The sequence below is a fragment of the Pseudomonas sp. ME-P-057 genome (assembly GCF_030208975.1).
In the GTDB taxonomy this organism is placed as follows: domain Bacteria; phylum Pseudomonadota; class Gammaproteobacteria; order Pseudomonadales; family Pseudomonadaceae; genus Aquipseudomonas; species Aquipseudomonas lutea.
Genome location: NZ_JARVSX010000038.1, coordinates 255,905 through 282,091 on the forward strand (window position 1 = coordinate 255,905; position 26,187 = coordinate 282,091).

At 59.5% G+C, this 26,187-nt stretch carries 17 protein-coding genes; 1 reads left to right on the forward strand and 16 read right to left on the reverse strand.

Annotated features, from left to right (window positions below; genetic code table 11):
* Positions 1-47: 47 nt before the first annotated feature.
* From QRN48_RS20695 to QRN48_RS20735, 9 genes are all read right to left on the reverse strand, one after another.
* The gene (locus QRN48_RS20695; RefSeq protein ID WP_285352851.1) at positions 48-4,580 is read right to left on the reverse strand and encodes an immunoglobulin-like domain-containing protein; all 4,533 of its coding nucleotides are present in this window, start codon (positions 4,578-4,580) and stop codon (positions 48-50) included.
* A 102-nt stretch (positions 4,581-4,682) separates the two neighbouring features.
* Entirely contained in the window at positions 4,683-6,116 is a 1,434-nt protein-coding gene (locus QRN48_RS20700) for a hypothetical protein (RefSeq protein ID WP_285352853.1), read from the reverse strand.
* A 287-nt stretch (positions 6,117-6,403) separates the two neighbouring features.
* A complete protein-coding gene (locus tag QRN48_RS20705; RefSeq protein WP_191944847.1) occupies positions 6,404-11,707 on the reverse strand; it encodes an RCC1 domain-containing protein in 5,304 nt (1,767 codons plus the stop codon).
* A 174-nt stretch (positions 11,708-11,881) separates the two neighbouring features.
* Complete coding sequence (locus QRN48_RS20710; protein WP_285352855.1) at positions 11,882-12,535, reverse strand: HAD family hydrolase; 654 nt, start codon at positions 12,533-12,535, stop codon at positions 11,882-11,884.
* 140 nt (positions 12,536-12,675) lie between these two features.
* Entirely contained in the window at positions 12,676-13,665 is a 990-nt protein-coding gene (locus QRN48_RS20715) for an ABC transporter ATP-binding protein (RefSeq protein ID WP_285352857.1), read from the reverse strand.
* Between the two features lies 1 nt (position 13,666).
* Positions 13,667-14,464 (reverse strand): ABC transporter permease, encoded by a 798-nt coding sequence (locus QRN48_RS20720; protein ID WP_191944844.1) that lies wholly within the window; start codon positions 14,462-14,464, stop codon positions 13,667-13,669.
* Positions 14,451-15,293, reverse strand: coding sequence for an ABC transporter permease (locus QRN48_RS20725; protein ID WP_191944843.1), 843 nt, complete (start codon positions 15,291-15,293; stop codon positions 14,451-14,453). The genes QRN48_RS20720 and QRN48_RS20725 overlap by 14 nt, the downstream gene beginning before the upstream one ends.
* Positions 15,290-16,096, reverse strand: coding sequence for an alkaline phosphatase family protein (locus QRN48_RS20730; protein ID WP_191944842.1), 807 nt, complete (start codon positions 16,094-16,096; stop codon positions 15,290-15,292). The genes QRN48_RS20725 and QRN48_RS20730 overlap by 4 nt, the downstream gene beginning before the upstream one ends.
* A gap of 146 nt (positions 16,097-16,242) precedes the next feature.
* A complete protein-coding gene (locus tag QRN48_RS20735; protein ID WP_191944841.1) occupies positions 16,243-17,310 on the reverse strand; it encodes an ABC transporter substrate-binding protein in 1,068 nt (355 codons plus the stop codon).
* 360 nt (positions 17,311-17,670) lie between these two features.
* Here QRN48_RS20735 and QRN48_RS20740 point away from each other — a divergent pair, with 360 nt between their 5' ends.
* Positions 17,671-18,390, forward strand: a complete 720-nt coding sequence (locus tag QRN48_RS20740; RefSeq protein ID WP_191944840.1) for a UTRA domain-containing protein — start codon at positions 17,671-17,673, stop codon at positions 18,388-18,390.
* A gap of 3 nt (positions 18,391-18,393) precedes the next feature.
* Here QRN48_RS20740 and QRN48_RS20745 read toward each other — a convergent pair whose 3' ends face one another.
* From QRN48_RS20745 to minC, 7 genes are all read right to left on the reverse strand, one after another.
* Positions 18,394-20,583: a mechanosensitive ion channel family protein gene (locus QRN48_RS20745; protein ID WP_285352862.1), complete on the reverse strand. Its 2,190-nt coding sequence runs from the start codon at positions 20,581-20,583 to the stop codon at positions 18,394-18,396.
* 201 nt (positions 20,584-20,784) lie between these two features.
* A complete protein-coding gene (locus tag QRN48_RS20750; RefSeq protein ID WP_285352864.1) occupies positions 20,785-22,074 on the reverse strand; it encodes a M18 family aminopeptidase in 1,290 nt (429 codons plus the stop codon).
* 374 nt (positions 22,075-22,448) lie between these two features.
* A complete protein-coding gene (locus tag QRN48_RS20755) occupies positions 22,449-22,847 on the reverse strand; it encodes a hypothetical protein (protein WP_285352866.1) in 399 nt (132 codons plus the stop codon).
* 422 nt (positions 22,848-23,269) lie between these two features.
* Entirely contained in the window at positions 23,270-23,905 is a 636-nt protein-coding gene (locus tag QRN48_RS20760) for an RluA family pseudouridine synthase (protein ID WP_037013834.1), read from the reverse strand.
* 155 nt (positions 23,906-24,060) lie between these two features.
* Positions 24,061-24,315: a cell division topological specificity factor MinE gene (gene minE, locus QRN48_RS20765; RefSeq protein ID WP_037013831.1), complete on the reverse strand. Its 255-nt coding sequence runs from the start codon at positions 24,313-24,315 to the stop codon at positions 24,061-24,063.
* Positions 24,315-25,127, reverse strand: a complete 813-nt coding sequence (gene minD, locus QRN48_RS20770; RefSeq protein ID WP_037013830.1) for a septum site-determining protein MinD — start codon at positions 25,125-25,127, stop codon at positions 24,315-24,317. The genes minE and minD overlap by 1 nt, the downstream gene beginning before the upstream one ends.
* 198 nt (positions 25,128-25,325) lie before the next feature.
* Complete coding sequence (gene minC, locus QRN48_RS20775; protein ID WP_037017265.1) at positions 25,326-26,072, reverse strand: septum site-determining protein MinC; 747 nt, start codon at positions 26,070-26,072, stop codon at positions 25,326-25,328.
* Positions 26,073-26,187: the final 115 nt, after the last annotated feature.

The window sequence follows — 26,187 nt, forward strand, 5'->3', positions numbered from 1 at the left end:
GAAATCCCCCGCCGTGCTCGGCGGGGGATTATTCAGGCGCGACGCAACTAGGGCGCAATTGCAACTATGTAAGCGTAGCTACCAAAATTTTCGTGCTTGACCGAAAACGCAAGCTCTTCCCCGGTTACCAGGTTCTTGACGTAGTTCTTCCACAACCCGGCGCCGTCAGTCGACCAGTAGTGGCCGTTACCCATGGGCCATCTGTTTCCGTACATCGCGTATATGCTTCGCAATTCCCCAAGTGACGGAATCCTCAGACCTCTGCTTGACGCGGTGCCTTGGGCTCCTTTGAACGTGTCGTTTCCAAGTCCGTAACCCAGCCTGACATTGGACACCACCACGGTGTAGTTCCCTGAGCGTCCTTGGGCATCCCGCACGGTAATGACCGACGAGCCGTTGCTGACGGAGGTCACCCAGCCGTCGGCGCTGACCATCGCCTTCGAAGTATCGCTGGAGGAGTAGCTATATGGCGCTACCCCACTGCTTGGAACCCTTTGATATCGAGTGTTAGCGGGCCAGCTGAGAGGGGCATGCCCGGGGTAGCCAACCAGTCCCCAGAAGCCTCCGGACAAACTGACTTGTGAGGTATTCAACACAAAGTCCGGCACCGGCGATTCCACCCGGAAGTTTCGAACATTCGAATCAGGTCTTTCCCCGTAAAGCCCCTTGGCCTTGATGGAATGGTTGCCCAACACCAATCCACTAACGCTCAAGCTCCACTCACCCGCAGCAGTCACGGAGGTACTGCCTTTGGACGCGTTGTTATCAAGTATATCTACCTGTTGGCCGGCTGCCGCCGTGCCTGTCACAGTTAGGGCGATGTACACCGTTGATCCATTTTGCCCCACCTCTCCGTTTGGATCCTTGACGTGGATGAGTTGAGGCACCGTAGCCTGCAGCACATTGAAGCTCCACGGCGTCGAGTCTCTGCCGCCTGCGCCGTAAAGCGCCCTGGCCTTGAGGGTGTGAAAGCCTGTGGCCAACGCGCTGACCTCTCGCCCCCAGCGGCCATTGCCGTCAGCAGTCGCATTCCCTTTGGGTGTGTCTCCATCAAGGACTTGCACCTGCTGCCCAATGGATGCCTGACCCGAGGCCGTGACCGTGTTGGCAAAGGTCGACTGGCCGGGTGGTACGGCGGTGCCAGCGGGGTCAACCACGCTGGTAATCGAAGGGGCCACATCAGCCGTGACCGTAAAGCCGCGCTCGTCAGACTCCAGGTTCTCACCGTAACAGGCCCGGGCTTTCATCACGTGCCTGCCCAGGCTGAGGCCTGCCACCGGCAGGCTCCAAGTGGCTGCTGGCGTGGCGGTAGGCATGCCGAGCGACCGGTTAGCGTCGAATACCTCCACCTGGAGATTTGCATTGGCGCTGCCGCTTAGCGCGACATTGACGTCGACCGTAAAACCTTCCGGCGGAACCTCAACATTCTTTGAGTCGGTAACGCTGGCAATGGTAGGGGCCATGGCCGTCTCGATCTTGATTTTCCATAGTTCCGACTGAGGCTCCGTGCCGTAATGCGCCTTGGCCCTGAATTCATGCGATCCAATGCTGAGCGGCGACAAGGTCACCGTCCACATGCCGTCTCCATCAGTGTGCAGCTTGCCCTTTGATACGTCGTTGTCGAACAGTTCCACTTGCTCGTCTGGACTCGCTTGTCCGGAGACGGTCAACGCGACGTCGACGGTGGTACCACCATTGCTTACCAGGCCCCTTGAGTCTTTAACCTGCTCGATGATGGGGGTGAGGTTCGGGAGCACTTTGAAGGTACGTGGCCGCGAAATCAGGCTACTGTCGTCCAGCGCTTTAGCCGTGAGGCTATACGATTTCGCCTGCAGACGGGGAAGCTCTATTGTCCAGTTTCCGGCCTCGCTGGCGCGCGTTGTGTCCATCGGGCTCGCGCCATCAAGAATCTCGAGCTCAGCCAATACGGTCGAAGTCCCGCTGGCCGTGACCTTCGAATAATAGGTCGTTTCGTCATTCTCGACCTCACCGTCGAGATCTCTGACATTGACGATCACAGGCGTCAGCCAGTCATAGTGCAGCTTGAAATCGTAAACGGCCTCTGGAAACGCCACCGCTACGCTTTCACTGTCGACGCCATCAAAGGCCACATTGCAGATCACCGTGAGGCGAGTGTCCTGGCCCAACTTTTCGAGTTCGTTGCGTGACGCCGGTTCGGACAAGCCGATCAGGGCCTGATTGCTGGTCAGTTCAGCGCCCTCCAGAAGCGGGATCGAGGAGAAGCCCCCGGTGCTGTTTTCACCCTCAAGCCTTAGCCAGACTCGCTGCCCCGTCTCGCTGAAAGGCCATTTGGCCACTGTAACGGTCGCATTGCCGGCGAACGTCGCCAGGTTCAGCGTCATCGCCTGGCTGTCGGCCTGGGTAATCGTAGGGTGGGGCAGGTCGTTGTCAGGGTCGCCGAACAGAACGGACAGACGCAGGGTCTCCGAGTTTTTTTCAGCCGTGTAGCGTTTGACGCGATACGAAACGAACACTTCGCGGCCGATGTTTGCACCGATGACTTCTGGCGGTACGGTGAACACGATTTCACCACTGTCGCTGCCGTGCGCTTCCTGGTCCGGAGGCGTGCCTCCGTTGGGGCTGCCGAGCCAGACCAGCGTGATGACGTCTTGCTGTTCCATGCTGCCGTATTTCACCGTCACCTTGGCGCCATCCGGCACTTTCATAGGGTCGAGCACGCCGGCGCTGGCGTCCTGCACAGCGGGCGGGGGCAGGTCGCCGATCAGTTTGCCGATGGTCAGGTTCAGTACAGCCGAATATTGATACTCACCGGTGCTGCCCAACTTGAGGGTATAAAAGACCTGCACCTCGTTATTGATATTGGGCTCGATCAGAGACCTCGCAATGGTGAAGTCCAGCGTGTCGCCCGCTGAGCCTGTCGTGATGGGGAACGAATCCGTGCCACTGCCTTCTTCGGAGATGCCTTGCCAGTACCAGGTCAATAGGTCTCCGGCCTCAGTGCCGTCGTACCCAACACGAAGCGTGACGCTATCAGGGTGCAGTTCGGGGTCCAGTACCGCGTCTGGAGCCTCAACGATTGAAGGGGCGGGAAGTTGCGCATAGCGTTCACTGACCTTGACCAGCAGATGCTCCGAACGCCGTGTACTGGCCGTCAGCCAGGCGTCGTTGCTCACGTTATAGCTGACATCAAGTGTCCCGTTCTTGAGGATGCTGATGTGTTCGCCCATGACGGGGATATACAGGCTCTCGTGGGCGCCAGCCTCATTGCCGGTGACGTTATGTGTGTCTTCGTGCAGGTAAATCGAACCGTTCGCTTTAGTGCCAAGCCAGCTCAGCACGATGAAGTCGCCGGCCTCCATGCCGTAATCCGGAATCTCAACGTGAGCCCGCTCCAGGTCCGGCGCCAACGTGTCGCCTATCAACTCGAAGATGCTCGGCGCCGGAAGCGGTGCTTCGCCGACAATCCTTACTGTGGCTCGTTTCGAAGACAACCAAGGGTCACCGTTCGCTTTTTTGAGAACATACGTAGCCTGGCCCGAACCACCCAGGGTGGCACGGACTACGGCATTGGGCACTTCGACGTCGTATATTTCCGGAAGGCTGTCGATGATGAAGGATGCATTGAACGTCAGTTGTTCCCCGTTTTTGTCAGTGCCGAGCCAGGTCATCTCCACTTCATCATCCCATGTGAAGTTATCCTCGCGGGCCAGTATGTGTACGATCACGTTGCGGCTTTCCAGATCCCCCAAGTCAATGGTAGGGGAGCCTTCGCCAATAATCGGCGCGTCCAGCCGCCAGGCTCCGGCTTCTACCGAGACGCTTGTCTGCATTGAACGAGGCTTGGCGAAGTTATACACCTCGTCATACACCTCGTAGTCCACGACCAGGTTTTCGCTGTCCCCTGCCGCGAGAATGATGGTCTGATCAATGGGGATCTGGATAGGATCGTTGCTGTCAGCCTCAGCTTCGCTGACCACATGCGAGACGACGACGTCACCCCATGCCAGTCCGATGGTGTCGCGGGCCATACGACCCGGATAAGTCTGGATAGTCAGCGTGAAGCCGTCCCGCGCCCACTGTTGATCGACGCCATTCTCGATAATGTCGGCAGGTGGCTCAGGTGCTTTCAGTTCGGAGTGGCCTGGCAAGGCAGGGTTGTGGTCAAATCCCCCGGGCAGTTCGCGCTTGACTTTGATGCGTTTTGATGAAGATTCCTCGGCCGCCTCTGTCACCTCGCGTGTCAGCCGATAAAATACCTTTTCGGCCCAGCCGTCTTTGATGAGCTCGCCAGGCACCGGGAGCAGAATCCGCTCATTAATGTCTTCTGGCACTACGTCATGGGTAGCTATCAGCTCTGTGTCCCAATAAACATCAAGATGGTCGCCCTCAAGCATCTTCCACCAAGGATCTATCCCAATTAGTAGACGCGACGGCTGGCATACCGGGTCAGTCAGCGATTGACACAATACATCTCTGTTGATGCCGCCATCTCCGCCTGCGACCGGCTCGATCATTCCGCCAATCAAGAGTGGGCTTAGGTCACCAACCCGGTAACTGCGGTCAAGTGGCGGGAACAGAGTACGTAATCTGCGTTTCATGACGAGCTCCTTGCTGTGATGGTCCTTGAACGGGGGGCAGCTGTCTGCTGGGCCGCTGTCAGTGCTTCGCTGGGTGTCTGCAGGATTAAAAGTCGAGACTAGTCATTGCGATTCCTCATAAAAACCGCGAAATGAGCGCGTTGCGGGGCTTCCCGGAGCGAGCTGATCTGCCGGGGCATAGCTGAACATCGCGCCGTTTGGCGCCGTCAGGTCCATCCGCACGATGGGCAGAAAGCGTTGCGTTCCCGTGAAATAGTCGTTTTGAATGAACTGGGCCTGCGGGCGTGCTGCTTCTGTCTGGTAATAGAAGGACTCCAGAGGCAGCTGGTCAGGAATACCGTCTGTCCATGCGGCGACCATGATTTCGTTCCATAGCGTGTTGCTCGGCACTTGCTGGCGTACCGCGCTGTGCAGCTGAAACTGCGCCGCACCCGGCCCGAAGGCGCAACCCCGCATCGGGGTACTCAGGTACTGGGCCACCCACGATTCAACACTGACGATGCCCAGCGCTTCGCATTCTCCTCGTCCGGTGCAGGTGTCGGCCATGGCGCTTGTAGCGGCGTCGTACGGATAGGCACAGCGCAGAGTAGGGGAGTAAGCCGTGGGCGCAGCCCACTCTTTGAAGGTGAATCCGTAGGCGCGATCAAACACCAACTGGTCGATCTTGATGTCGCTTCGGGCATACGAAAACGACACCCCGTTGTTAGCATGGGAGCGGGGGCTCGGGTCCCAGGCGTGAAACGCCGTCGTCGCGGCGTTGGAGCGAAACAGCACGCCATTGCAGTGGTAAGCCGGTTGTGCCCCGGGGCATTCGGAACGCGTGTCGGCGTAGCGCGCATTCATCCGCGCGACCACGGCATAGCCCACGTAAAGCTGGTCCTGAAGATTGAAGCCGAACACCTTGCCCGAGGCGTCATTCAGGTCCAGACGAAACACCGGCAGCCACTGGCCGGTTGCGTCGAAAAAGTCGCGTTGATCTTTTTGTGCCGCACTCAACGAGCCGGTTTGGTGGATGTCGTAAAACAAGCCTTGCACCGGAGCGGCGAGGGGAGCGGCTTGATCCCAGTTGCTCACCTGCACCTGGTTGGGTGCGCTGTTGAGTTCAGCACCCAGCCCTTCATGCGCCTGCAAACTGGCGGCGAATTGCGAAGGGTCCACGCTGCTGAGCGAGCATTGGCGGGCCGGCTGGCTACCCTGTTGCTGAAAGTACGTTAACCAGGTCGCAGCGTCCGTTACGCCTGCTCCCGTGCACGAGCTGACGTCGGCGCTCTTGCGAGACGGCAGCGCGGGCAGGCCGCAGCCGTAGCCGCTACGGCTCGCCTCCACAGTTACGGCCAGCGGGTAGGCGCAGAGAACCTCGAGCGTTTTGCCGTTGCCCACGGCGGTGAAGTGGTCGTCGAATACCGCGCCATTGGGCTGGGGCAATTGGCGAATGCTCAGGTCGCTGCGCAGGTAAATCAGGCCCTCGGCCCCCAACGTGGCAGCTTCAGCAGAATGCTGCCAGAACAACTGTCCGACAGGTCTTGCTGCAGACATGACAATCACGCCGTTGCACTGCCAGGCGGGCTTGGTCAAGGCGCAAGTCGAGGCAGTATTGGTGTAGCGGGCATTAAGCAACTGTGCCGCCTGGGGGCCACCTATTACACCTGCCCTTGGAGCCGATGCTCGCGTCAAATAAGCAGTACTTTCCGGGGGGCGCCCTGTACAGCCCAGGCAGAGTGTTATGAACAAAACGAGCAAAGCAGTGGAAGTCTTCATGACGGCTGGAGCTCCTTGAAGGCCCCCTGGGCTATACGGACAGAGGGGGCCAAAGAACGACACTTTTACTTCGTGGCTGGCGCCCGATTTGCAAATCGCGCCGCCTGTGCTGCATTGGAGGAAACACCGACCGCTTGATACCGCGACGACTGCTCGGCACTGCTTGCATTGCTCTCGACGTCTGCACCGCTGAGGTCATACGTGCCGTAGGTACCGGCGCCAATGGGGTCGCTCGTCCAGAAGGGGTAATCGAGCCAGCCAAGATTCGTCCCTACGGGCTGATGGTCCGAGTATTGCTGCCACAAGGCCTTGAACTGCTTGAGCGTGATGGGTGTCAGTTCCGCCTCCGCGCACACCGTCCCCATACCGCTCCAGTCCACGTTACCGGTCAGGAAATGCACCACGCTGATGCCCGAAATCGATAGCGCATACGACTGGGTCTGGGTGCTGACATCCGTTGACGTGATCCTGCATTCGCCGTTACGCAATGCGGTCACCGTCCCATGGTCATCGACGATTGCAATGGCCTCGTTGCTGCTCCTGTAGGTGTACGGTGCAACACCCCAATGAGCTTCACGGGTTATGCGCGCCGACTCGGGCAGAACACTGGGCAGCCCGGTTTCGGCGATGATGTAGCCCAACGCGCCCAAATCAATCGACGCGTCTTGCTTGAAACCGCTGCTGATAGTCAGTACCACTTCATCCGATGGTTGTGGATCCTGGGTGTCCGCCAGAGTGACGCAGTAATACACCGCGACTGTCGCACCCAGGTAGGTGAGGAATTCGCTGGCAGGTACTTCAAAACTAATGCCTTCCGGACGCGGTTTCGAGGGGACATAGGTGCCGTCAACCAGCTTGTCGCCGATGTACAGATCAACTCTGTCCTTCCACTTCAGATTGCCAAGAGGCACGGTTATGGGGATGAGCCTGGCTGGGTCCTCGCCAGGCTCCAGCAGACCCTCCTCTGCACCCGACACAAGAGGCGTGGCCCAGGCACCTAAAGGTTGCGGTGTCGAGCTGGTAGTGAGTGGGGCAGCTTTGTGCTGATCATCCAAGGGACGGGCTTTCAACGTTCGGGTTGAAGTTGTCGGACCGACGAGGTAGGACACATAACCGTTCAACAAATCGCTGACAGCGCTGCTGTCGCCGCCGCCCAAGGGTTGACCCCAGGTCACCACTCTGCTGTCGGCGGTCAATGCCGCGAAGCTTTGGCTGTTTGCATAAATGGCGCGTACATCGGTGAGTTGCGCGGCCACGCTTGTGAGGTCAGCGCCAACGGTGGTGTCGCCCCAGGCTACCACCTCGCCAGTGCGGCGCAGTGCGGCGAACGCAAACGCACTACCCACCACTTGAACAATGTCTTTAAGCTGACTGATAGGTTGCGGAACCGAGCCGCCATTGTCAGCTTCGCCCCATGCGACCACTGACCCGTCAGCACGACGAGCTGCAAAGGCCCGCCAAGTGGCAGTGACTTCTACGATGTCAGTCAAGCTGGCGATCTCTGGGGGTACATCGCCGCCGTAAGTCGAGTCGCCCCACGCCTTGACGCTCCCTTCCTTTGTAATGAGCGAGAAGCATCTGGCCGTGCTTGCTCCCAGCGTCGCGACGTTGGTTAACGCAGCAATACTGCCAGGCACCATGCCGCCGTCCCTCTCGTCGCCCCAAGCCACTACTTGGCCAGTGGAACGCAACGCCGCGAAGGCATAGTAGTTACCGATCACGTCGACCACGTCGGAGTATGCGGCGATGGTTGGGGGGACCAGCCCCCCGGCGGCGGCATCGCCCCATGCCATTACCTTGTTGCCCGTCGTGATCCCGGCGAAAGCGTTGCCTGCGCCGATGATACGACCGATGTCCGTGCGCTCGGCGATGTCAGGCGGGACCACAGCAGCATCGCCTCCCCCGAAGGCAAGTACACCGTGGCTATACGGTGAGATGCCGGCGAACGCCATGCTGCTGCTGCACAGATTGCTTAGCACTTCGGTGCTGGGGTCGACCAGCCACGCCCATCTCCAGTAGGCACCTCCCGCGTCGGCATCGCCCCAGGTCAACATGAGTTGCTGAAAACTGCCGTCCCCAGGGCGAAACGTCGCGTATGCAGCGCTGTTCGCACACATCTCGACGATGTCACGCACATTTGAGGCCGGGGATTCACCCCCGTTAGCAGCATTACCCCACGCCACCACCGATCCGTCATCGCGTTGCGCAGCCAGTGCCGCTTCGCCCGTTACTACCTGGTCGGCACCGCTGCCCACAATATTTACATGCCTGAGCGTGACCACATTGCCAGCCGCGCGCGCATGTAGCTGTAACTCTGGTCGCGTATCGCGCCATTGAGATGACGCAGTACTCCACTCAGTCTCCCCCTCATAGCGCCACTGCGTCGCGACAGGCGCATGTGTATCTGTGTGAAACGCGCTGATCATCCGCGGGGTTGCCGACGCCCGATAACTGCCACGGTTGAAGCGCGCACCCATGACTTTTAGGGTGCCATCTCCAGCCGCACTTTTTACCTGATAGATCGCGGAGGGCGAGGGGCTATCCACACCGTCGCTGGCGCGGGTCACGATGTAACTCAGCTCAATACTGTGGCCGTCGTTGGCTTTTACGGTGTCGTATCCAACCTTGATCAGCAGTTCACCGTCCGCCAGTACCTGTTTGTCGATCTTTGCACTGCCAGCCCCTCGCTGCCCTTCCCATGCCAGACGTACCCAGTCATCTTTTTTCAGTTGAGCGTTGGCACCGATTTTTACATCAGCCCCGCCAAAGACGTTATTGGGGTCAAGAACATAGCCCTCGGCTTCGAGAATCTCCGGCGCTGGCAAGTCGGGGCCTGCGGGACCGGTGACTGCAAACTCCAGCGGCTCGGATTCCCGGGTACTCCCATCCGCAAAGTAGGTCACCTCGTAGGTCAGCGTGACGTTGCTGTCCAGGCTTTTTTTGACATCCGCCAAGGCCGCCGTAAATACTCTATCTTGATCTACTTCTGTTCTTGTGATGTCATCAAACCAAGTGAGTGTGTTGCCCTCATCGTCCCGCCAGGTCACGTCTACCTGATCGCCTGCAGCCATGCCGTCCCAATGTGGCACCACGAGCATTGCTCCGTTCGGGATGTCTGCTGTCGATAACTCTGCATCAATGACGGCCGGGACTTGAGGTGGTACCAGCATGCTGATTTCGGTCACGGTGAAGTCGTACACCGCAGACACCGGGTTGGAGCCGTACTGCCCCACGGCCTTGATAGCGTGCGCTGCACTCGCCAGGTCGCTGAGGGTCGTCTGCCAACTGCCCAGGTCGCTAACTTTCACCGCGTCGCCGACGACACTGTCTTCATCAAAGATCTGCAGCGTTTGATCAGCTGCAGCTTTACCCTTGAGGGTTACGGTTGTATCAGATGTAGATCCGCCTTCTGGGATGTTGGTGCCTTTGGAGTCTTCGACGCTGGAGATGACGGGCGGATCGAGTACCACCGGTTCGCCTACGCTGAAATGCAGCGTATCGGAGTAACTCGTAGTCCCATCCGCGCGCTCGATCAAGTAGGAGGCGTCGACAGTGCCGCCTTCGTTGCCTGCGACAAGTTCGTCGTCGATATCGAAGGAGACGGTCTTTCCGAGATTGTATTTATTCACCGGAAGGTCATCGGTATAGGGGGGGCTTACTACGCTGCCAGCCCACGTTATGAAGATCTGGTCACCTATCTGCATCCTGTTGTAAGGCATCACCTTAAGCGTTGTGTCTGCGTGGTCCGGCGGTAGAACCTCCTCCTCAACCCCCGGAACGACAGGGGCGGGCAATTCGCCACGCGGTTCTCCCACTGTCAATATGCTGGCATGTGCGGATTCTCGGTCCACCGAAATGCCGCCGATATCCTTGGACAGGACGTAGAACAGTTCAAGGGTTCCGCCTTCAATTTCTTTAAGGTGCTTGCCCTCTACGGTAAAGACAATGGGCTCTTTTTCCGCAACGTCGTTTCTGCTGACAGGGTGTGGGTCAAGTGCGGGGTCATAAGGTCTTTTGTCGGGATAAGTCCCACTCCAGTGCAGGTAGACATAAGATCCATATTCAAAGGCATCGTCCCATGGGACCTGAACGTGCGCGCCGTCCAGGTCAGGGTTGAGAGCGCCCTCGTTCTGGTCAACAGCTATCGGCGCGGCGAGCCGTACAGGTTCGCCAACGATGTTGACGAACAGGCCTTTGGATTTCAGATTGGAAACTCCAGCGCGTTCTACTTCGTAACTGAACACGGCCTGGGTCTTGGCGAGTTTGCGGACGAGGGCGTTTGGTGTGAAGGCTTTATAGACATGGGGAAGTCTGTCGACGATGATGGGGTCGGCAGTCCAGATCAACTCGTCGCCATCTGTTGTTGTACCGACCATCTTGACCAAGATGGTGTCGCCTATGACAAGTCCCTTGTCCACCGCCGCATACACCTCTACGAGAGCGTCCTCATTTTCTAACTCCTCCAGATCCAGCTCGCTGTTGAAAGCCTGATCGACGGTGGGCGAGTCCAGTCGGGCATTGCCGGTATCGACCAAAACGCGGACTTCGGCGCTCCAGTCTGCCGAGGGGTTCTGGACGACGTCATAGACCATGAAGGCGACCGCGAGCTTGTTAGACCCTGAATCACCGGCCGCCAGGATGGTTGTTTCGTCCACCGTAATCTCGATGGGATTGCCTACCTCATCTTCCTTTACGTAGTGATCAACAAACTTCCCCCCCCACGACAACTTGATGTGGTCACACAAAGCCATGTCGGGATAGGGCTTGATAGTGACCACGACTCCTGCTTCGGCGGCGTCCTTATCAACGCCATTGTCCATGATTGGCTGCGGCAGGGTCAGGATCAGTGCGCAATGCCCTTGACCGGAATCATCGTCTGGGCCACCCGGCGGATTGAGTTTGACGTAGATATTCGTTACAGCAGACGGCTGGGCTTCCTGACCGAAGGCCTTGATTGTGTAATAAACGGTGTGAGCGCCAGCAGTGAGGTGCTGGTCGTCGATAAACATGCTCAGCCGTTCACAAAGCTGGGCGTCGCTCAGGATTGTGTCTGTGGCCACCAATAAAGTGTTGAGGTAAAGCTTTACGGTGTCGCCTATTTTCATGTTCAACCACTGCTCTATATAAATCTTCAGCCCCTGCTCGTGCGTGGTGACGGCAGCACCTTCGTTGATGCCCCAGACTTCAAGGTTGGGTAATGCTGGAGGGCTTGGCAGCTGCCCGTTGGCGGCGGGGACTTCCGGCGGGACCAGCAGCGCATTGGCGGCGCGGGCATTGGCGCGAGCGGCCGGGTTGGCCGCCAGTGCTGTTATGGTCTGCGAAAGGTGTGCTGGGACGGGGAAGTATTGCGAGCGAGGTTTGTTAGCCATGGCGGTTGACTCCTGTCATTTTGGGCGCAGGAGTCATTTGGCGCTGTCGTGGTGTGTATGGCTACTGTCACAAATGACAGGTTTGGCTTCCATTGGTCGGATGCCGGGCAGGGCTCATGCCCATGCCTCAGTCAGGCACCAGGTTGCAAGTCAGCAAAGCCCTGAACTCACGCCTTATTTCCACTCATGAATCGGCCAACCCGCTGTCTCCGCCACTTCTCGCAATGCCGGGTCCGGGTTCACCGCGTGGGGGAAATCGACTTTCTGCAGCAGCGGCAGGTCATTGCGGGAATCTGAATAGAAACTCGCGCCTTCAAGATTTTCGCCTTCCTGATCAAGCCACTCCATCAAGCGCGTGATCTTGCCTTCGCGATAGGTCAGCACCCCAAGGGTCTTGCCGCTGTACACGCCGTGTGCGACTTCCAGATCAATCGCCAGCACTTCCTCCACGCCGATGCGTTCGGCAATGGCCTTGACCAGATGCACGCCCGACGCCGAGATGATCAGAATCCGATCTCCGGCGGCGCGGTGCTCGGCGATGGCTTTGGTGGCGTCGCTGAAAATGATCGGCTCGATGTAATCTTCCACCCAGGGCCCCACCAAAAACTCCACTTCTTCTGGCGTGCGTCCGATCATCGGGTCCAGGCTGAACGCCATGTAATCTTCCATGGCCAAGTCGCCCTTGCCGTAGGCCTCCATCAGTTCGTGATCCTTTTTCATGAACCACTCGGGATCGACCCAGCCCAACCGCCCCATCTGCTCGCTCCACAGGCTGGAACAGTCACCGTGGATCAGGGTTTCGTCCAGATCGAAAATTGCTAAAGCCATTGAAGCTGCCCTCTTTCTTGATACTTGCGCAGTCCTTTGTAGGAGCGCGCTTGCCCGCGATTGCGGTGGGTCAGCACCTTAGATGCCGCCTGATCCGACGCGTTCGCCAGCAAGCCGGCTCCTACAGTGTGGCGTCGGCTTTATGCGACTTCGCACAACGCCGAGTCTTCGATGTGCAGGGTGACGCGCTGGCCGTTCGGGTGCAAGTCGCTGGCCGAGCGATTGAGCACGTCGACGACCAGTTCCACGCCGCGGGCTTCGACGCGATAGCGGATCACATTTCCCAACAGGCTGTGGCTGCGCACTTCGCCTTCCAGCGAACCGGTCAGGGTCAACTGAATGGCTTCCGGGCGAATCGCCACGCGGCTGTTGATCGGGCGCAGCATCAGGCGGCTGGCGGCGTCGGCCTCCAGCAAGTTGTAGTTGCCGATGAAGCCTGCAGCGAAGGCATCGACCGGCGAGGTGTACAGGGTTTCGGCGTCGCCGCTCTGCACGATCCGGCCCTGATTCATCAGGAAAATCCGGTCCGACATGGTCAGTGCTTCTTCCTGATCGTGGGTCACGAAAATTGTCGTCAGCCCCAGCTCTTGCTGGATGGCGCGAATCTGCTCACGCAGGTGCTTGCGGATGCGCGCATCAAGGGCTGACAACGGCTCGTCGAGCAACAGCAGGCGAGGGCGGGTCACCAGCGAACGCGCCAGTGCCACACGCTGACACTGCCCGCCCGAGAGCTGATGCGGATAGCGGCTGGCGAACTCGTTCAGCTCCACCAGCTTCAGCACCTCCGCCACGCGCTGCTTCATTTCATCGGAGCTGACTTTCTGCATGCGCAGGCCAAAGGCGACGTTCTGTTCCACGTTCATGTTGGGAAACAGCGCGTAGCTCTGAAAGACCATGCCGATGCCGCGTTTTTGCGGCGCTACCGGCACAAGGTCCTTGCCGTCCAGAAAGATCCTGCCACTGGTCACTGGGGTCAGCCCGGCGATGCAGCGCAGCAAGGTGGATTTGCCGCAGCCGGACGGGCCGAGCAGGGTGACGAACTCGCCTTTGTTGATCGCGCAATTGATGTCGCTGAAGACCGCTGTACTGCCGTACGTCTTTTGCAGGTTTTCGACACTGACGAAGCTCATATCAGTCTTTGTCCTTGTTCAGTCGGTTGGCCGCCCACGTCAGCAGCAGTACGAAAAAGAAGTAGGAAATCACCAGCGCGCTGTTGAAGTGCCCGCTGCTGTTGCGCATGTTGTTGAGGTACACCTGCAGCGTCTCGTAGCGGGTGCCGACCAGCAGGTTGGCGAACACGAACTCGCCGAACAGGAACGAAAACGACAACAGCAGCGCGATCATCAGGCCCTTGCGCAGGTTCGGCAGCACGACCAGAAACGCCGCCTGAAACGTGTTGGCCCCCAGCAGTTGAGCGGCGTCCATCAGGTCCACCAGATTGATCGCTTGGAGGTTATTGGTGATCGCCCGGTACATGAACGGCAAGGCAACGGTGAAGTAGCAGCCGATCAGAATCCACGGCGTGCCCACCATCGCCAGCGGTCCCGAGCCGTACAGCTGCAACAGTCCAACCGACGACACCACCGGCGGCACGGCGAAGGGCAGCAGGATGAGGATGTTCATCAGCGCGTCGAGCCTGGGGAAGTGGTAATGCACCACGAACAGCAGCGGCAGAATCAGCACCACCGAGAGCACCAGCGCACCGACGCACACCAGCAGCGATTGGCCGAAAGCGCGCAGAAAACGCGGATCGCTCCACAGCGCGACGTACCATTTGTAAGTCAGGCCGTCGGGCAGAATCGTCGCCGACCAACTGGTGGCGATCGAATACACAAAGGTGCCCAGCAGCGGCGCCAGCAGAATCAGAAACAGCAGGTACACCACGACGCGGTGGTAGAGCCCCGGCGGGCGGCGTTCAGCGCGAGACATGGTAGCTCCTCTTCAACAGCCACTGATGCACCACCGTCACCAGCGTCATCATCCCCACCAGAATCATTGCCAGGGCGCTGGCCATGTTCGGATCCAGCGTGATGTCACCCGCCACCATCGCCGCGATGCGGATCGGCAGCACGTTAAAGTTGCCGGTGGTCAGCGCATAGACCGTGGCGTAGGCCCCCAGCGCGTTGGCCAGCAGGATCACGAAGGTGCCGAGCAGCGCAGGGGTCAGCACCGGAATCCCGATGTGCCGCCAGAAGTCCCAGCCGCTGGCACCCAGCAGCGCCGCCGACTCGCGCCAGTCTTCCCGCAGCGCATCGAAGGCGGGGTAGAGCAGCAGCACGCCAAGGGGGATCTGGAAGTAGGTGTAGAGAATGATCAGGCCGGTTTTCGAATACAGGTTGAAGTCATCGATGATCCCGGCCTGCTTGAGAATCAGCGTCAGCGCGCCGTTGAAACCGAGCAGGATGATGAAGGCGAACGCGAGCGGCACCCCGGAAAAGTTGCTGGTCATGTTGGCGAAGGCGCTGACAAAATCCCTCAGCCGCGACGGCACCTTGCGCAGGGAATAACTGCCGAGAATTGCGATGATGATGCCGATCAGGCTCGACCAGAAGCTGATCTCCAGGCTGTACTGCATGGCCTGGCGGTAAAAGCGCGAATTGAACGCCTTGATGAAGTTGTCGATGCCCCAGCCGGCGTCTGATTGCAGGCTGTTGATCGCCACCCACGCCAGCGGCGCGATCTGGAAGGCGATGAAGAACACCGCAAATGGCACCAGGCACAAAAGCCCCAGCCATTTGCCCCGACTGTGTGAATTCACTTGAGCACCTCGTTGCACACGGGCTTGTCATGGGGCACGCCGAGCAACTCGCAGACGATGCCGCAAATTTCCAGCTGCTTCGGTTGGGCGTCCGGGTCGAGGCTGAAGGCATCGCCAATGACGAACAGCGGCACCTCCCGCTCTTCCGCAAGCACGCCGTTGTGGGAGCGGTCGTTGTTCATGCCGTGATCGGCGGTTACCAGCACCTGATAACCCGCATCCAGCCAGCGCTGCAGATACTCGGCGAGGATGATGTCGGCGGACCGCGCGCTGTTGCGGTACTGCGCAGTGTCGAGCCCGTGCTTGTGGCCGGCGTCGTCAATGTTCATCGGGTGGACGAACAGAAAGTTCGGCGCGTACGCGGTGCGAAGATGCTCGGCGTCGTCGAACAGGTGGGAATCAGGGTAATGGTCGACGTAGTAGAAGTGCCCATGCTGGATCGGCAGTTCGGCGTCGTCGGTGTGGCGGTCGCGTGCGGCAATGAACGGGCTGCGGTTATACAGCTCGCTGACCCAGTGGTACGCCGCAGCGGCGGTGGCCAGGCCGGCGTCGGCGGCGTAATGAAACACGCTGCGCTGGTTCGAAAGCCGGGAAACCTGATTGTGGACGATGCCGCTGTCGATGGGCGCAACGCCGGTGAGAATGCACTCATACAGTGGACGTGAAAGAGACGGCAGCTCGCACTCAAGTTTGTACAGCGCCGCACGTCCTGCGTTGCGATAGGCCAGCAAATGCCCCATCGCGTGGTGCGCCACGCTGTAACTCAGGCCGTCCAGCAGGATGAGGATGACGTTGTGTTTCATGACATCTCCGCAAGGTGGATCGCCGAACATGACTGTAGGAGTGAGCTTGCTCGCGATCGAGGTATGCCTGCGACAGACAGGTTGACTGACACACCGATATCGCGAGCAAGCTCACTCCTACAAGGGTCTGCGTTAGCAGTGAAGGGTTACTGCATCTCGACGATGACTTGCTCGTTCCACTGTTGCGGCAGAGCCTTCGAGGTTTTCTCCCACGCCGCAGGGTCCTTGATCGGCGTCACGTTCTTGTACTGCTCGTTGGGCAGCAGCTTGGCTTGCACCTCTGCTGGCAGCTTGAGGTGCTCGGCGCGGATCGGACGCGCGTTGCCGTTGGCCAGGTTGATCTGGCCGGCATCGCTAAAGATGTATTCGCGGGCCAGCTTGGCAGCGTTCGGGTGCTTGGCGTATTTGTTGATGATGGTGGTGTAGCCCGAGATCACCGAACCGTCGGACGGGATCAACACCACGTAGTCGTCAGGATTGGTCATCTTGGCTTTGTAGCTCAGGCCGTTGAAATCCCAGACCACGCCCACTTCCACTTCGCCTTTTTCCATTGACTGGATCGACGGGTTGTTGATGCCCAGGCGCTTCTGTTTGGCCAGTTCGGTGAACAGCTGCAGGCCCGGCGCGACGTTGGTTTCATCGCCTTTCATGGCAATAGCCGCGGCCAGTACACCGTTGGCAGCCTGGGCTGCGGTGCTGACGTCGCCGATGGTGACTTTGTATTTACCGTCCTTCAGGTCAGCCCACTTGGTCGGCACGTCCGAGCCATGCAGCAGCTTCTTGTTGACGATGAAAGCGATGGTCCCGGTGTAGGCCAGTGCCCAGTGGCCTTCCTTGTCCTTGGCCCAGTCCGGCACCTGATCCCATGTGGTCGGCTTGTACGGCTGGGTCACGCCTTTGGCCACCGCAATGGGGCCGAACGCCGCACCGACGTCGCCGATGTCGGCGCTGGCGTTGTCTTTTTCCGCATCGAACTTGGCCACTTCCTGCGCCGAACTCATGTCGGTGTCCATGTGCACCAGACCGTACTTGGCGGTCAGGTCGGTCCAGGTGCCTTTCCAGTTCGCCCAGTCATCGGGCATGCCCACGCTGTTGACCGCGCCTTCGGTTTTGGCGGCGGCTTCGAGCGTCTTGAGGTCAGTGTCGGCGGCCATGGCCGAAGTGCTCAGCGCGATGGCCGAACCCAGGAGTGATGCCAGCAAAAGGTGTTTCATTCGAAGCTCCTTTGTGCACTTCTCGACGGACTCATAGAAGTGTTCGTTGCGGATGGTTGGTCTAGGTCAGCAATACCTGAGCCAAGTTAGGCGAGTTACATGACGCTTTCGTGTCCAGGCCGGCACTTGCCGGGGCCGGCGACTGGCCCGGTCATTGCTGTGCAAACAGCGTAGACCATGCACAACCCTCTGTTCTGCAAAGGCAAATGACGCAGGGTCAGTCCATGCGAGAGCGTTCCACCGGCTGGAATGTCACGCAACGGTCATCTACGCTGCCTAGGCTCGGGAGCACCGAAACGGGCCAGACAGCCGGCAAGCCTGCCCCTAAATAGCGCTGGTCTAGTCCAGATAGGTAACGCAATGCGCGAAGAAATGCCCCGAGCGGTGACGACCATCTGCAATGCGCTGCAAGAACAGATCGAACACGGTCTGCTGCCGCCGGGCAGCAAGTTGCCCGCCGAGCGCAAGTTGAGTGAGGTCTTCAATACCACGCGGATTACCTTGCGTGAGGCATTGGTGCAGCTTGAAGCTCAGGGGCTGATTTACCGCGAAGAGCGGCGTGGCTGGTTCATCTCACCGCCGCGGCTGGCCTACGACTTGATGCGCCGCAGCCACTTTCACGCGATGGTTCAGGCCCAAGGCCGTGTGCCGGCGACTCAGGTGATTTCGGCAAGACTGCAGCCCGCCCCGGCAGTGATCTGCGGCCTGCTGCAACTGCCGGCGCTGTCCAGCGTGATCAAGATCTGCCGAACCCGTCGCATTGATGAGCGGCTGGTGCTGTACGTCGAGCACTACCTCAACCCGGATTACTTTCCGCAGATCCTTGAGCTGGATTTGAATCAGTCCCTGACCGAGCTTTATGCCAGCCACTACGAGATTCACTACGGCCAGGTGCGTTTCGAGATGGTGCCGACCGCGTTACCGGTGGAAGCCGCCGGGGCACTCAAGGTGTCCATCGGCAGCCCGGGCCTGCGCATCGCCCGGGTCAATCACGATCAGCGTGGTCGTTTGATTGATTGCGATCTGGAGTACTGGCGCCACGATGCCATTCATGTCAGTGCGGTGGTGGGAGACACCTGACATTTACAACGCTGCGTCATCCTGCTTTCCGCGCACCTTGCTCACGCTGCCGCCGCTGGTGCTGACCTGCACGTTCAGGCGCGGCGTCGCCAGATCCATTCCGGCTTCGTCCAGGTAACGCTTGAGCGACAGGTTGAACGCCCGCGACACCTCCCATTGCTTGATCGGCGCGGTCTTGAAACGCGCGCGCAGGATGGCATTCCCGGATTCGAAACTCTCAACGCCCTGAATCTCCAGCGGCGACCAGATATTGCGTCGTTGCAGGGGGTCGGTGCGCATCTTCTGGCCGACGTCGCGGATCATCTTCAATGCGTCGTCGATGTTCATGTTCGACGGAATCGCAATGCGGAAAATGGCGTAGCCGAACTCGCGAGAGTAGTTCTGGATGCTTTTGATTTCGCTGAACGGGATGGTGTGCACGATTCCGTCGATGTCGCGCAGCCGGACCGTGCGGATGGTCAACCCTTCCACCGTCCCCAGGTGCCCGCCGACATCGACATAGTCGTCGATGGCCAGGGAGTCTTCGATGATGATGAACAGCCCGGTGATCAGGTCAGCCACCAGTGATTGCGCGCCGAAACCGATGGCCAGGCCGATCACGCCGGCACCGGCCAGCAGCGGCGTCACGTTCATGCCCATGTTCGCCAGCGCGACAATCAGCGCGATGATGAAGATGGTGACGAACAGGACGTTGCGGATCAGCGGCATCATGGTCTGTGCGCGGGTGTTGGCCAGGCCTTTGCGCGAGCGGGTCAGGGCATGGTGAATGGCCGTGTCCGCCAGGATCCAGACCAGCCAGGCAAACATCAGCGTGGCGGCCAGGCCGATGAGCCGGATGCTGATGTCGTGGCCATCGCCTTCAGCGAAGCGAATCAGCGAAAGCCCCCACACACGCAGGCCCAACTCGATGAACACCAGCCAGATGAACAGGTGCGCGACGGTGTAGAAGAAGTTTTTCAGGCGATCCGAATACAGCGCATGCCGCTTGTGACTGTGGCTTGGCCGCAGCGAGTGCCGCCGCACTAATCCGTTGATCACCATGCACAGCACCAGCAGTACGGTACAGATCAGCGCCTGACGTAATGCCGTGCTGGTGTCGCCGGCAGAAAAGAACGTGGCAAACAGCGATACGCCCACCAGGACCAGTGCCGGCAGGTACCAGAAGCTGCCCAGGACCTCGATGCTGTCGCTCAGTGCGCGACGTTTGAGGCGGCGGGCCAGTGGCTGGTTACGAATCAAATGGGCAATCGGGCGGCGAAAACGCACGATGAACAAGCCGGTCGACAGCGCCGCCATGACATTCGCCAGCGTTGCTGCGGTGTGCGCCAGATGCACCCCGAGGCTGGCCACCAGACGCGGATCGCTGAGCGCTTCACCGAACGCAGCAAAACTGCCGATCCACCACAAAGGCCGGAAAGCCTGATGACGCAGAATGTACAGCGCCTGATGCCGGTGTGGGCCGTCCAGCAGCGAAAACGCAATCACGCAGACTGCAGAGAACAGCGTGCCGATGACCAGCGCGTAAGCGAGCACCATGGCCAGGTCGCGGCCAAGTGACGGCGGCAGTGAGTAGCTGAGGTAAACCGTGATCACCAGCGCCACCAGCCAGGGTCCGAGCTTGCGCAGGGCAAATCGCAGCATGTCGGAAGGGCGCGGGTGTTGCGGCAGCTCCGCAGACAGGCCGAAACGCAGACGCACCTTGTGGCCCAGCCAGATCAATGCCGCCGCCAGCAGGCCCCATATGGCCAGCACGACGGCAAAGCCCCAGATGATTGGCCACCACTGATTGGCGGGCAGCATCAGCGCCATGAACTCATCTTGCGCCAGAGCGGCCTCATCCCCCCAGCGACTGAGCGGGCTGTCGGCGCCGGTGAACTGCTTTTCCAGCCCGGCGAACGAACTGCCGATTAGCCCAAGCACGCCCTGTTCAACGGTTGGCTGCGCTTTTTTGGTGGCGTCGCGGAGTTTTTTCAGGTCGTCCAGCAGTTTGCTGCGCTGTTGTTCGTTTTCCAGCGAAGTGATGACTTCATCCAGCGACTGCCCCAACGGTTCTTGCGCTTGGGGCTGAGCCTTGTCGCCACCCCCCAGCAGACTCGGCAAACCGGCAGCCTGCGCCAGCGCAAAAGGAAATAGCGCCAACAGGCAGAGCAGGAGCAGGCGCGGCAAAAAGGACAGTTGGGCGGGAGCAGTCACCGGAGAGCAGACCTCGAATCGACAGGCGCTTGAAGACGCGCGGCAATGGGCCGTGACGGGGTCAAGCAGAGCCGGTTGAGTTTACGAGTGGATGAGGGGTGTGGCGAGGGGCAATTGTGAAGTCCGGCCAAGCGCGATGTGCAGGCCGTTTCCGTGACGTGTGAAGGACACGGCACGGCCTGCGTCAGACCGGGTCTGCGGTTAAGGCAATTCGGCGCTGGCGTAAAACGCCGACAGCACCTTGACCAGGTGCGCAAGGTCCTGACTGCCAGCCAGCTCACGGATCGAGTGCATGGCAAAGGTCGGCAGGCCGATGTCGACCGTCCTCACACCGAGGTGACCGGCGGTGATCGGACCGATGGTTGAACCACAGGCCATGTCGCTGCGCACCACAAAGCTCTGCACCGGCACCTCTTCAGCCATGCACAGGTGGCGGAAAAAGCCCGCGGTTTCGCTGTTGGTCGCGTAACGCTGGTTGCTGTTGACCTTGATCACCGGCCCGGCATTGAGTTTCGGGCCATGGTTGGCGTCGTGTTTCTCGGCGTAGTTGGGGTGTACGCCGTGGGCATTGTCGGCCGAAATCAGCAGGGATTTCTGAACCGTGCGCACATAGTCGTCGCCATCCGGGAGCAGGCGTTGCAGCACTTGTTCCAGCATCGGGCCGTCAGCGCCGCAGGCGGAAGTCGAGCCGACTTCTTCGTGGTCGGTGCAAATCAACAGACAGGTTTCGTCGCCGTCTGCGTTGAGCAGCGCCTGCAAGCCGGCGAAGCAAGACAGCAGGTTATCCAGCCGGGCGCCGGCGATGAAGTCACCATTAAGGCCGATGACCGCAGCGCTTTGGGTGTCGTAGAAGCTGAGCTCGTAGTCGAGCACAACGTCGGCGTTCAGCCCATGCTCGCGGGCCAGTTGATCAGTCAGCAGGGCACGGAAGTCAGCGCGTTCGTCGCCAGCGACCTGGGCGAGGATCGGCGGCAGTTCGTTCTGCGCGTTGATCGCCCAGCCTTCATTGGCGGTGCGGTTCAAGTGGATCGCGAGGTTGGGAATGATCGCGATGGGCAGTTTGAAGTCGATGAGCTGGCTCTCGACTTTGCCGTCACGGCGGAAGGTGACGCGGCCGGCGAGAGAGAGGTCGCGGTCAAACCAGGGGGCGAGCAGGGCGCCGCCATAGACTTCGACGCCCAGTTGCCAGAAACCTTGGCGTTGCAGTTCGGGTTGAGGCTTGACGCGCAGGCATGGGCTGTCGGTGTGGGCCCCCACCAGGCGGATGCCGCCGGTCAGTGGCGACAGGCGACCCAGCTTGAATGCGACGATGGATGAGTCATTGCGGGTGACGTAATAGCGGCCGCCGGTTTCGGTGTACCAGGGCTCTCGTTCGTCGAGGCGCTGATAGCCGGCGCCTTCGAGGCGTTGAACCAGGCTGGCGGTGGCATGAAAGGGGGTGGGGGAGGCCTTCAGGAAATCGATGAGGCCTTGGTTCAGCTCTTCGCGCATAAGTTACTCCAGACAGCAATGGACGGGAGTTTACAGGCCAATGGGTGGTTTGATCGAGATCAAGATCAAGATCCAGATCCAGATCCTTAAGATCAAAAGCGTCTGCCTAACGGCAAACTGTTTCGCCTTCGGCGAGTTACTTGATAAAGCCCCAAGTAACCATGGGCTTGTGCTCCTGGTTGGGCTCCTCCTTCGTCGGAGTACCTTCACTCCGGTCTCGCTCCGTGGGCCCGCGCCGAACGGACATCCATGTCCTGACGGCGCTCTCGCCGGATCCATGCGGCTCGGCCCACTGCGCGAAACCTGCGTTCAGCCTGCACCCAAGTCGCGATTGGCGGTGGCTGAACATTTGTGTATGAAGATCAAAAGCGCATTTAGAGCAGATCAAAAGCTTCCCGGCTGGAGCCGTTGCGTACGCTGGCCTTACTGAATGAATGCAATCCCCTGTAGGAGCCGGCTTGCTGGCGAACGCGGTGAGTCTGGTATGCAGATGGCGGCTGAATAAATGCATTCGCCAGCAAGCCGGCTCCTTCAGATCCAGTGTCCAAATCGAAATCCACCGTTGCCGTTGCCGTTGCTGTTGCTGTGCTTTTGATCTTCCTACACAAAAAGTCCAAACGCCGCAAAACGCGACTTTGGTGCAGGTCATATTGGGTGAACGCAGTCCCCCTGTAGGAGCCGGCTTGCTGGCGAACGCGGTGAGTCTGGTATGTAGATGGCGGCTGGATAAATGCATTCGCCAGCAAGCCGGCTCCTACAGATTCAGTGTACAAATCGAAATCCACCGTGGCCGTGGCCGTTGCCGTTGCCGTTGCCGTTGCTGTGCTTTTGATCTTCCTACACAAAAAGTCCAGACACCGCAAAACGCGACTTTGGTGCAGGCCGAGCGCAGGCGATGCGCAGTGGGTTGAGCCGCATGGATGCGGCGAGAGCGCCGTCAGGACATGGATGTCCGTTCGGCGCGGACCCACGGAGCATCGTCGGAGTGAGGGAACCCGACGAAGTCGGGCCAAACCGAGAGCAAGCACCCTTGGTTACTTGGGGTGCTTTTCCAAGTAACTCGCCGAAGGCGAAATGATCTGCCGTTAGGCAGATGTTCTTGATCTTTGCGCTGTTGCAGACAACTCGCCGAAGGCGAAATGATCTGCCGTTAGGCAGATGCTCTGGATCTTTACGCTGTTGCAGACAACTACGATCAAAACGGCGCCGGACACTCAAAGCGAACCCGCTCGCCCGTCCCCGGATGGGTAAACGCCAACATGCTCGCATGCAGGCACAACCGCGGATACGCCGCCAGCGCCTCGGGATGCGCATACAACCCGTCGCCCAGCAACGGATGCCCGATCGACAACATATGCACCCGCAACTGATGCGACCGACCCGTAATCGGCGTCAGCTCCACCCGACAATGAGTGTCATACCGCTCCAGCACCTTCCAGAACGTCAGCGCGTGCTTGCCGAACTCATGATCCACCACATGCCGAGGTTTGGTCGGCGGATCGTAACGCAGCGGCAAATCAATACTCCCGCTGTCCAGTTCTGGCTGACCCCAAGCCAACGCCGTGTACGCCTTCTCCGTCTCACGGTCATGAAACTGCCGCGACAGCTCACGGTGGGTGTCGGCGTCACGAGCCAGCAAAATGATGCCGGACGTTTCCCAATCCAGCCGGTGGACGATTCGCGCCTCGGGGTAGCCATTTTCCTGCAGACGGGTAATCAGACAGTCCTTGTTGTCGTCAGCACGACCAGGGACCGAAAGCAGCAGGGTAGGCTTGTTCACCACCAGGACAGCGTCGTCCTGATGGAGGATATGAACGTTGGACAGCGGCATTGAACAGCCTCATCACTCAAACGGTTGCAGCACGGTCACGGCGGTGATCGCGGTGCAAAAAAAACGGGTCTTCAGTAAACGCCAACGGCGGCTCGCTCACCTGATTCCGCAAAGGGATTCAGGCAACCGAGCCGCCGTGGCGACTGCCTTTTCGATCAACGATCAGGCAGGGTGATGTTAAGTTCCAGAATCGAGCAGCTGCCGTCGTTTTCAAGGGCGACATGCACGTCATCGTTGCCGATGTTGACGTACTTGCGGATCACCTCGACCAGTTCCTTCTGCAAGGCCGGCAGGTAATCCGGGGTGCTGCGTTGGCCGCGTTCGTGCGCCACGATGATCTGTAGACGCTCTTTCGCTACCGACGCGGTGCTGGGCTTTTTGTTGGCACGAAAGAAGTCAAAAATGCTCATCAGTTACCCCCGAACAGGCGTTCGAAAAATCCTTTTTTCTGTACGTCCAGGAAGCGGTGCTCACGGTCCTTGCCCAACAGACGGTCAACGGCATCGCTGTACGCCTGGCCGGCGTCGCTCTGGTCATCGAGGATGACCGGCACGCCCTGGTTGGACGCCTTGAGCACGGCCTGGGACTCCGGGATCACGCCCAGCAGGGTGACGGCGAGGATTTCCTTGACGTCTTCAACGCCCAGCATCTCGCCCTTGCTCACGCGCTCAGGGTTGTAACGGGTCAGGAGCAGGTGCTCCTTGATCGGGTCTTCACCACGCTCGGCGCGGCGGGACTTGCTGGCCAGCAGGCCCAGCATGCGGTCCGAGTCACGTACCGAAGACACTTCCGGGTTGGTGACGACGATGGCCTCATCGGCGAAATACATGGCCAGATGCGCGCCCGTCTCGATACCGGCAGGGGAGTCGCACACGACGTACTCGAAGGTTTCCTTGAGTTCCATCAGGACTTTTTCAACGCCTTCCTTGGTCAGCGCGTCCTTGTCACGGGTCTGGCTGGCGGCCAGGACGTAAAGACCTTCGATCTTCTTGTCCTTGATCAGCGCCTGCTGCAGGTTGGCTTCGCCGTTGACCACGTTGACGAAGTCATAAACGACACGGCGCTCACAGCCCATGATCAGGTCGAGGTTACGCAGGCCGACGTCGAAGTCGACGATAACTGTTTTGTGGCCGCGCAGTGCGAGACCGGTACCGATGGCGGCGCTGGTGGTGGTCTTGCCCACACCACCCTTGCCGGATGTAACCACGAGAATCTTGGCCAAGGTGTATCACCCCTAGAGGAAAAGGACATTGAGTCCCTGAAGAGCCCCTCGTGACGACGCGGCCAAAGCGGGCGAGGGCAGTGAAAGAACCGAGAAAGGTTCGTGTTCGGGAAAACAAAAAAATGACCCGAACCTACTGGTGCCTTCGCGTCGTTTTCGCGACGAATCAGAGTGGCTTTGAAAATGGCGCAGTATCCGTTAAAGACGGGTGATGTTCAACACGTCCCCGGCCAGACTGATTTGCACACCGGCGCCCCACAGCGGATCCCTGCGCAGGTCTTCGGACACCTTGTACTGGCCGGCAATGGAGATCAGTTCGGCAACCATCTGCTGGCAGAAAATGCGGGCCTTGGTGTCGCCCTTGATCCCTGCCAGCGCACGGCCGCGCATCGGGCCGTAGACGTGAATGTTGCCGTCGGCAAGCAGCTCGGCGCCGGGGCTGACCGAGGAAATCACCACAAGGTCCGACCCCTGCGCATAGATCTGCTGACCACCGCGCACGGGCGCGGTGATGATCTTGGTCGGCTTGATCAGCGGCTCCGGCGGCTTTTCGATGACTTCCGGCTTCTTTTTGACCTCACCCTCGATCGGATCGAGCGGTCGTTCGCGTGCGCCTGAAGGCGGCAGCACCGGCAGGTCGATTGAGATGGCGGCGGCGATGTCTTCGATGCGATTGGCGCGAATGGCCAGGGTGCGCAGGCCGTGTTGGCGGCAGATGCGCATCATCGCGGGCAGATCTATCGCGCCTTCGTCGGGCGGCAGCTTGTCGAGCGCGAGCACCAGCGGTGTATTGCTGAAAAAATTCGGTGCCTGGGCGACTTTCGCCGCCAACTGACGATCCAGCGCTTCGAGGTTGTTGCGGGCCAGTTCCAGCACAGTGATGGCCAGCATGCTGCCCTTCAACTGGAACACGGGGTCCTTGTCTTGCAATTCGATTTGGCTCATGTCGGCATACAGCGGCTTGTCGCTAAAAGTGCCGAGACTTATAACGATAACGCCCGCCAGCCGCAAGGGAGGCGCAACCGTTGGCGGCCACGATCGGTACGAACCGATGTAGAAT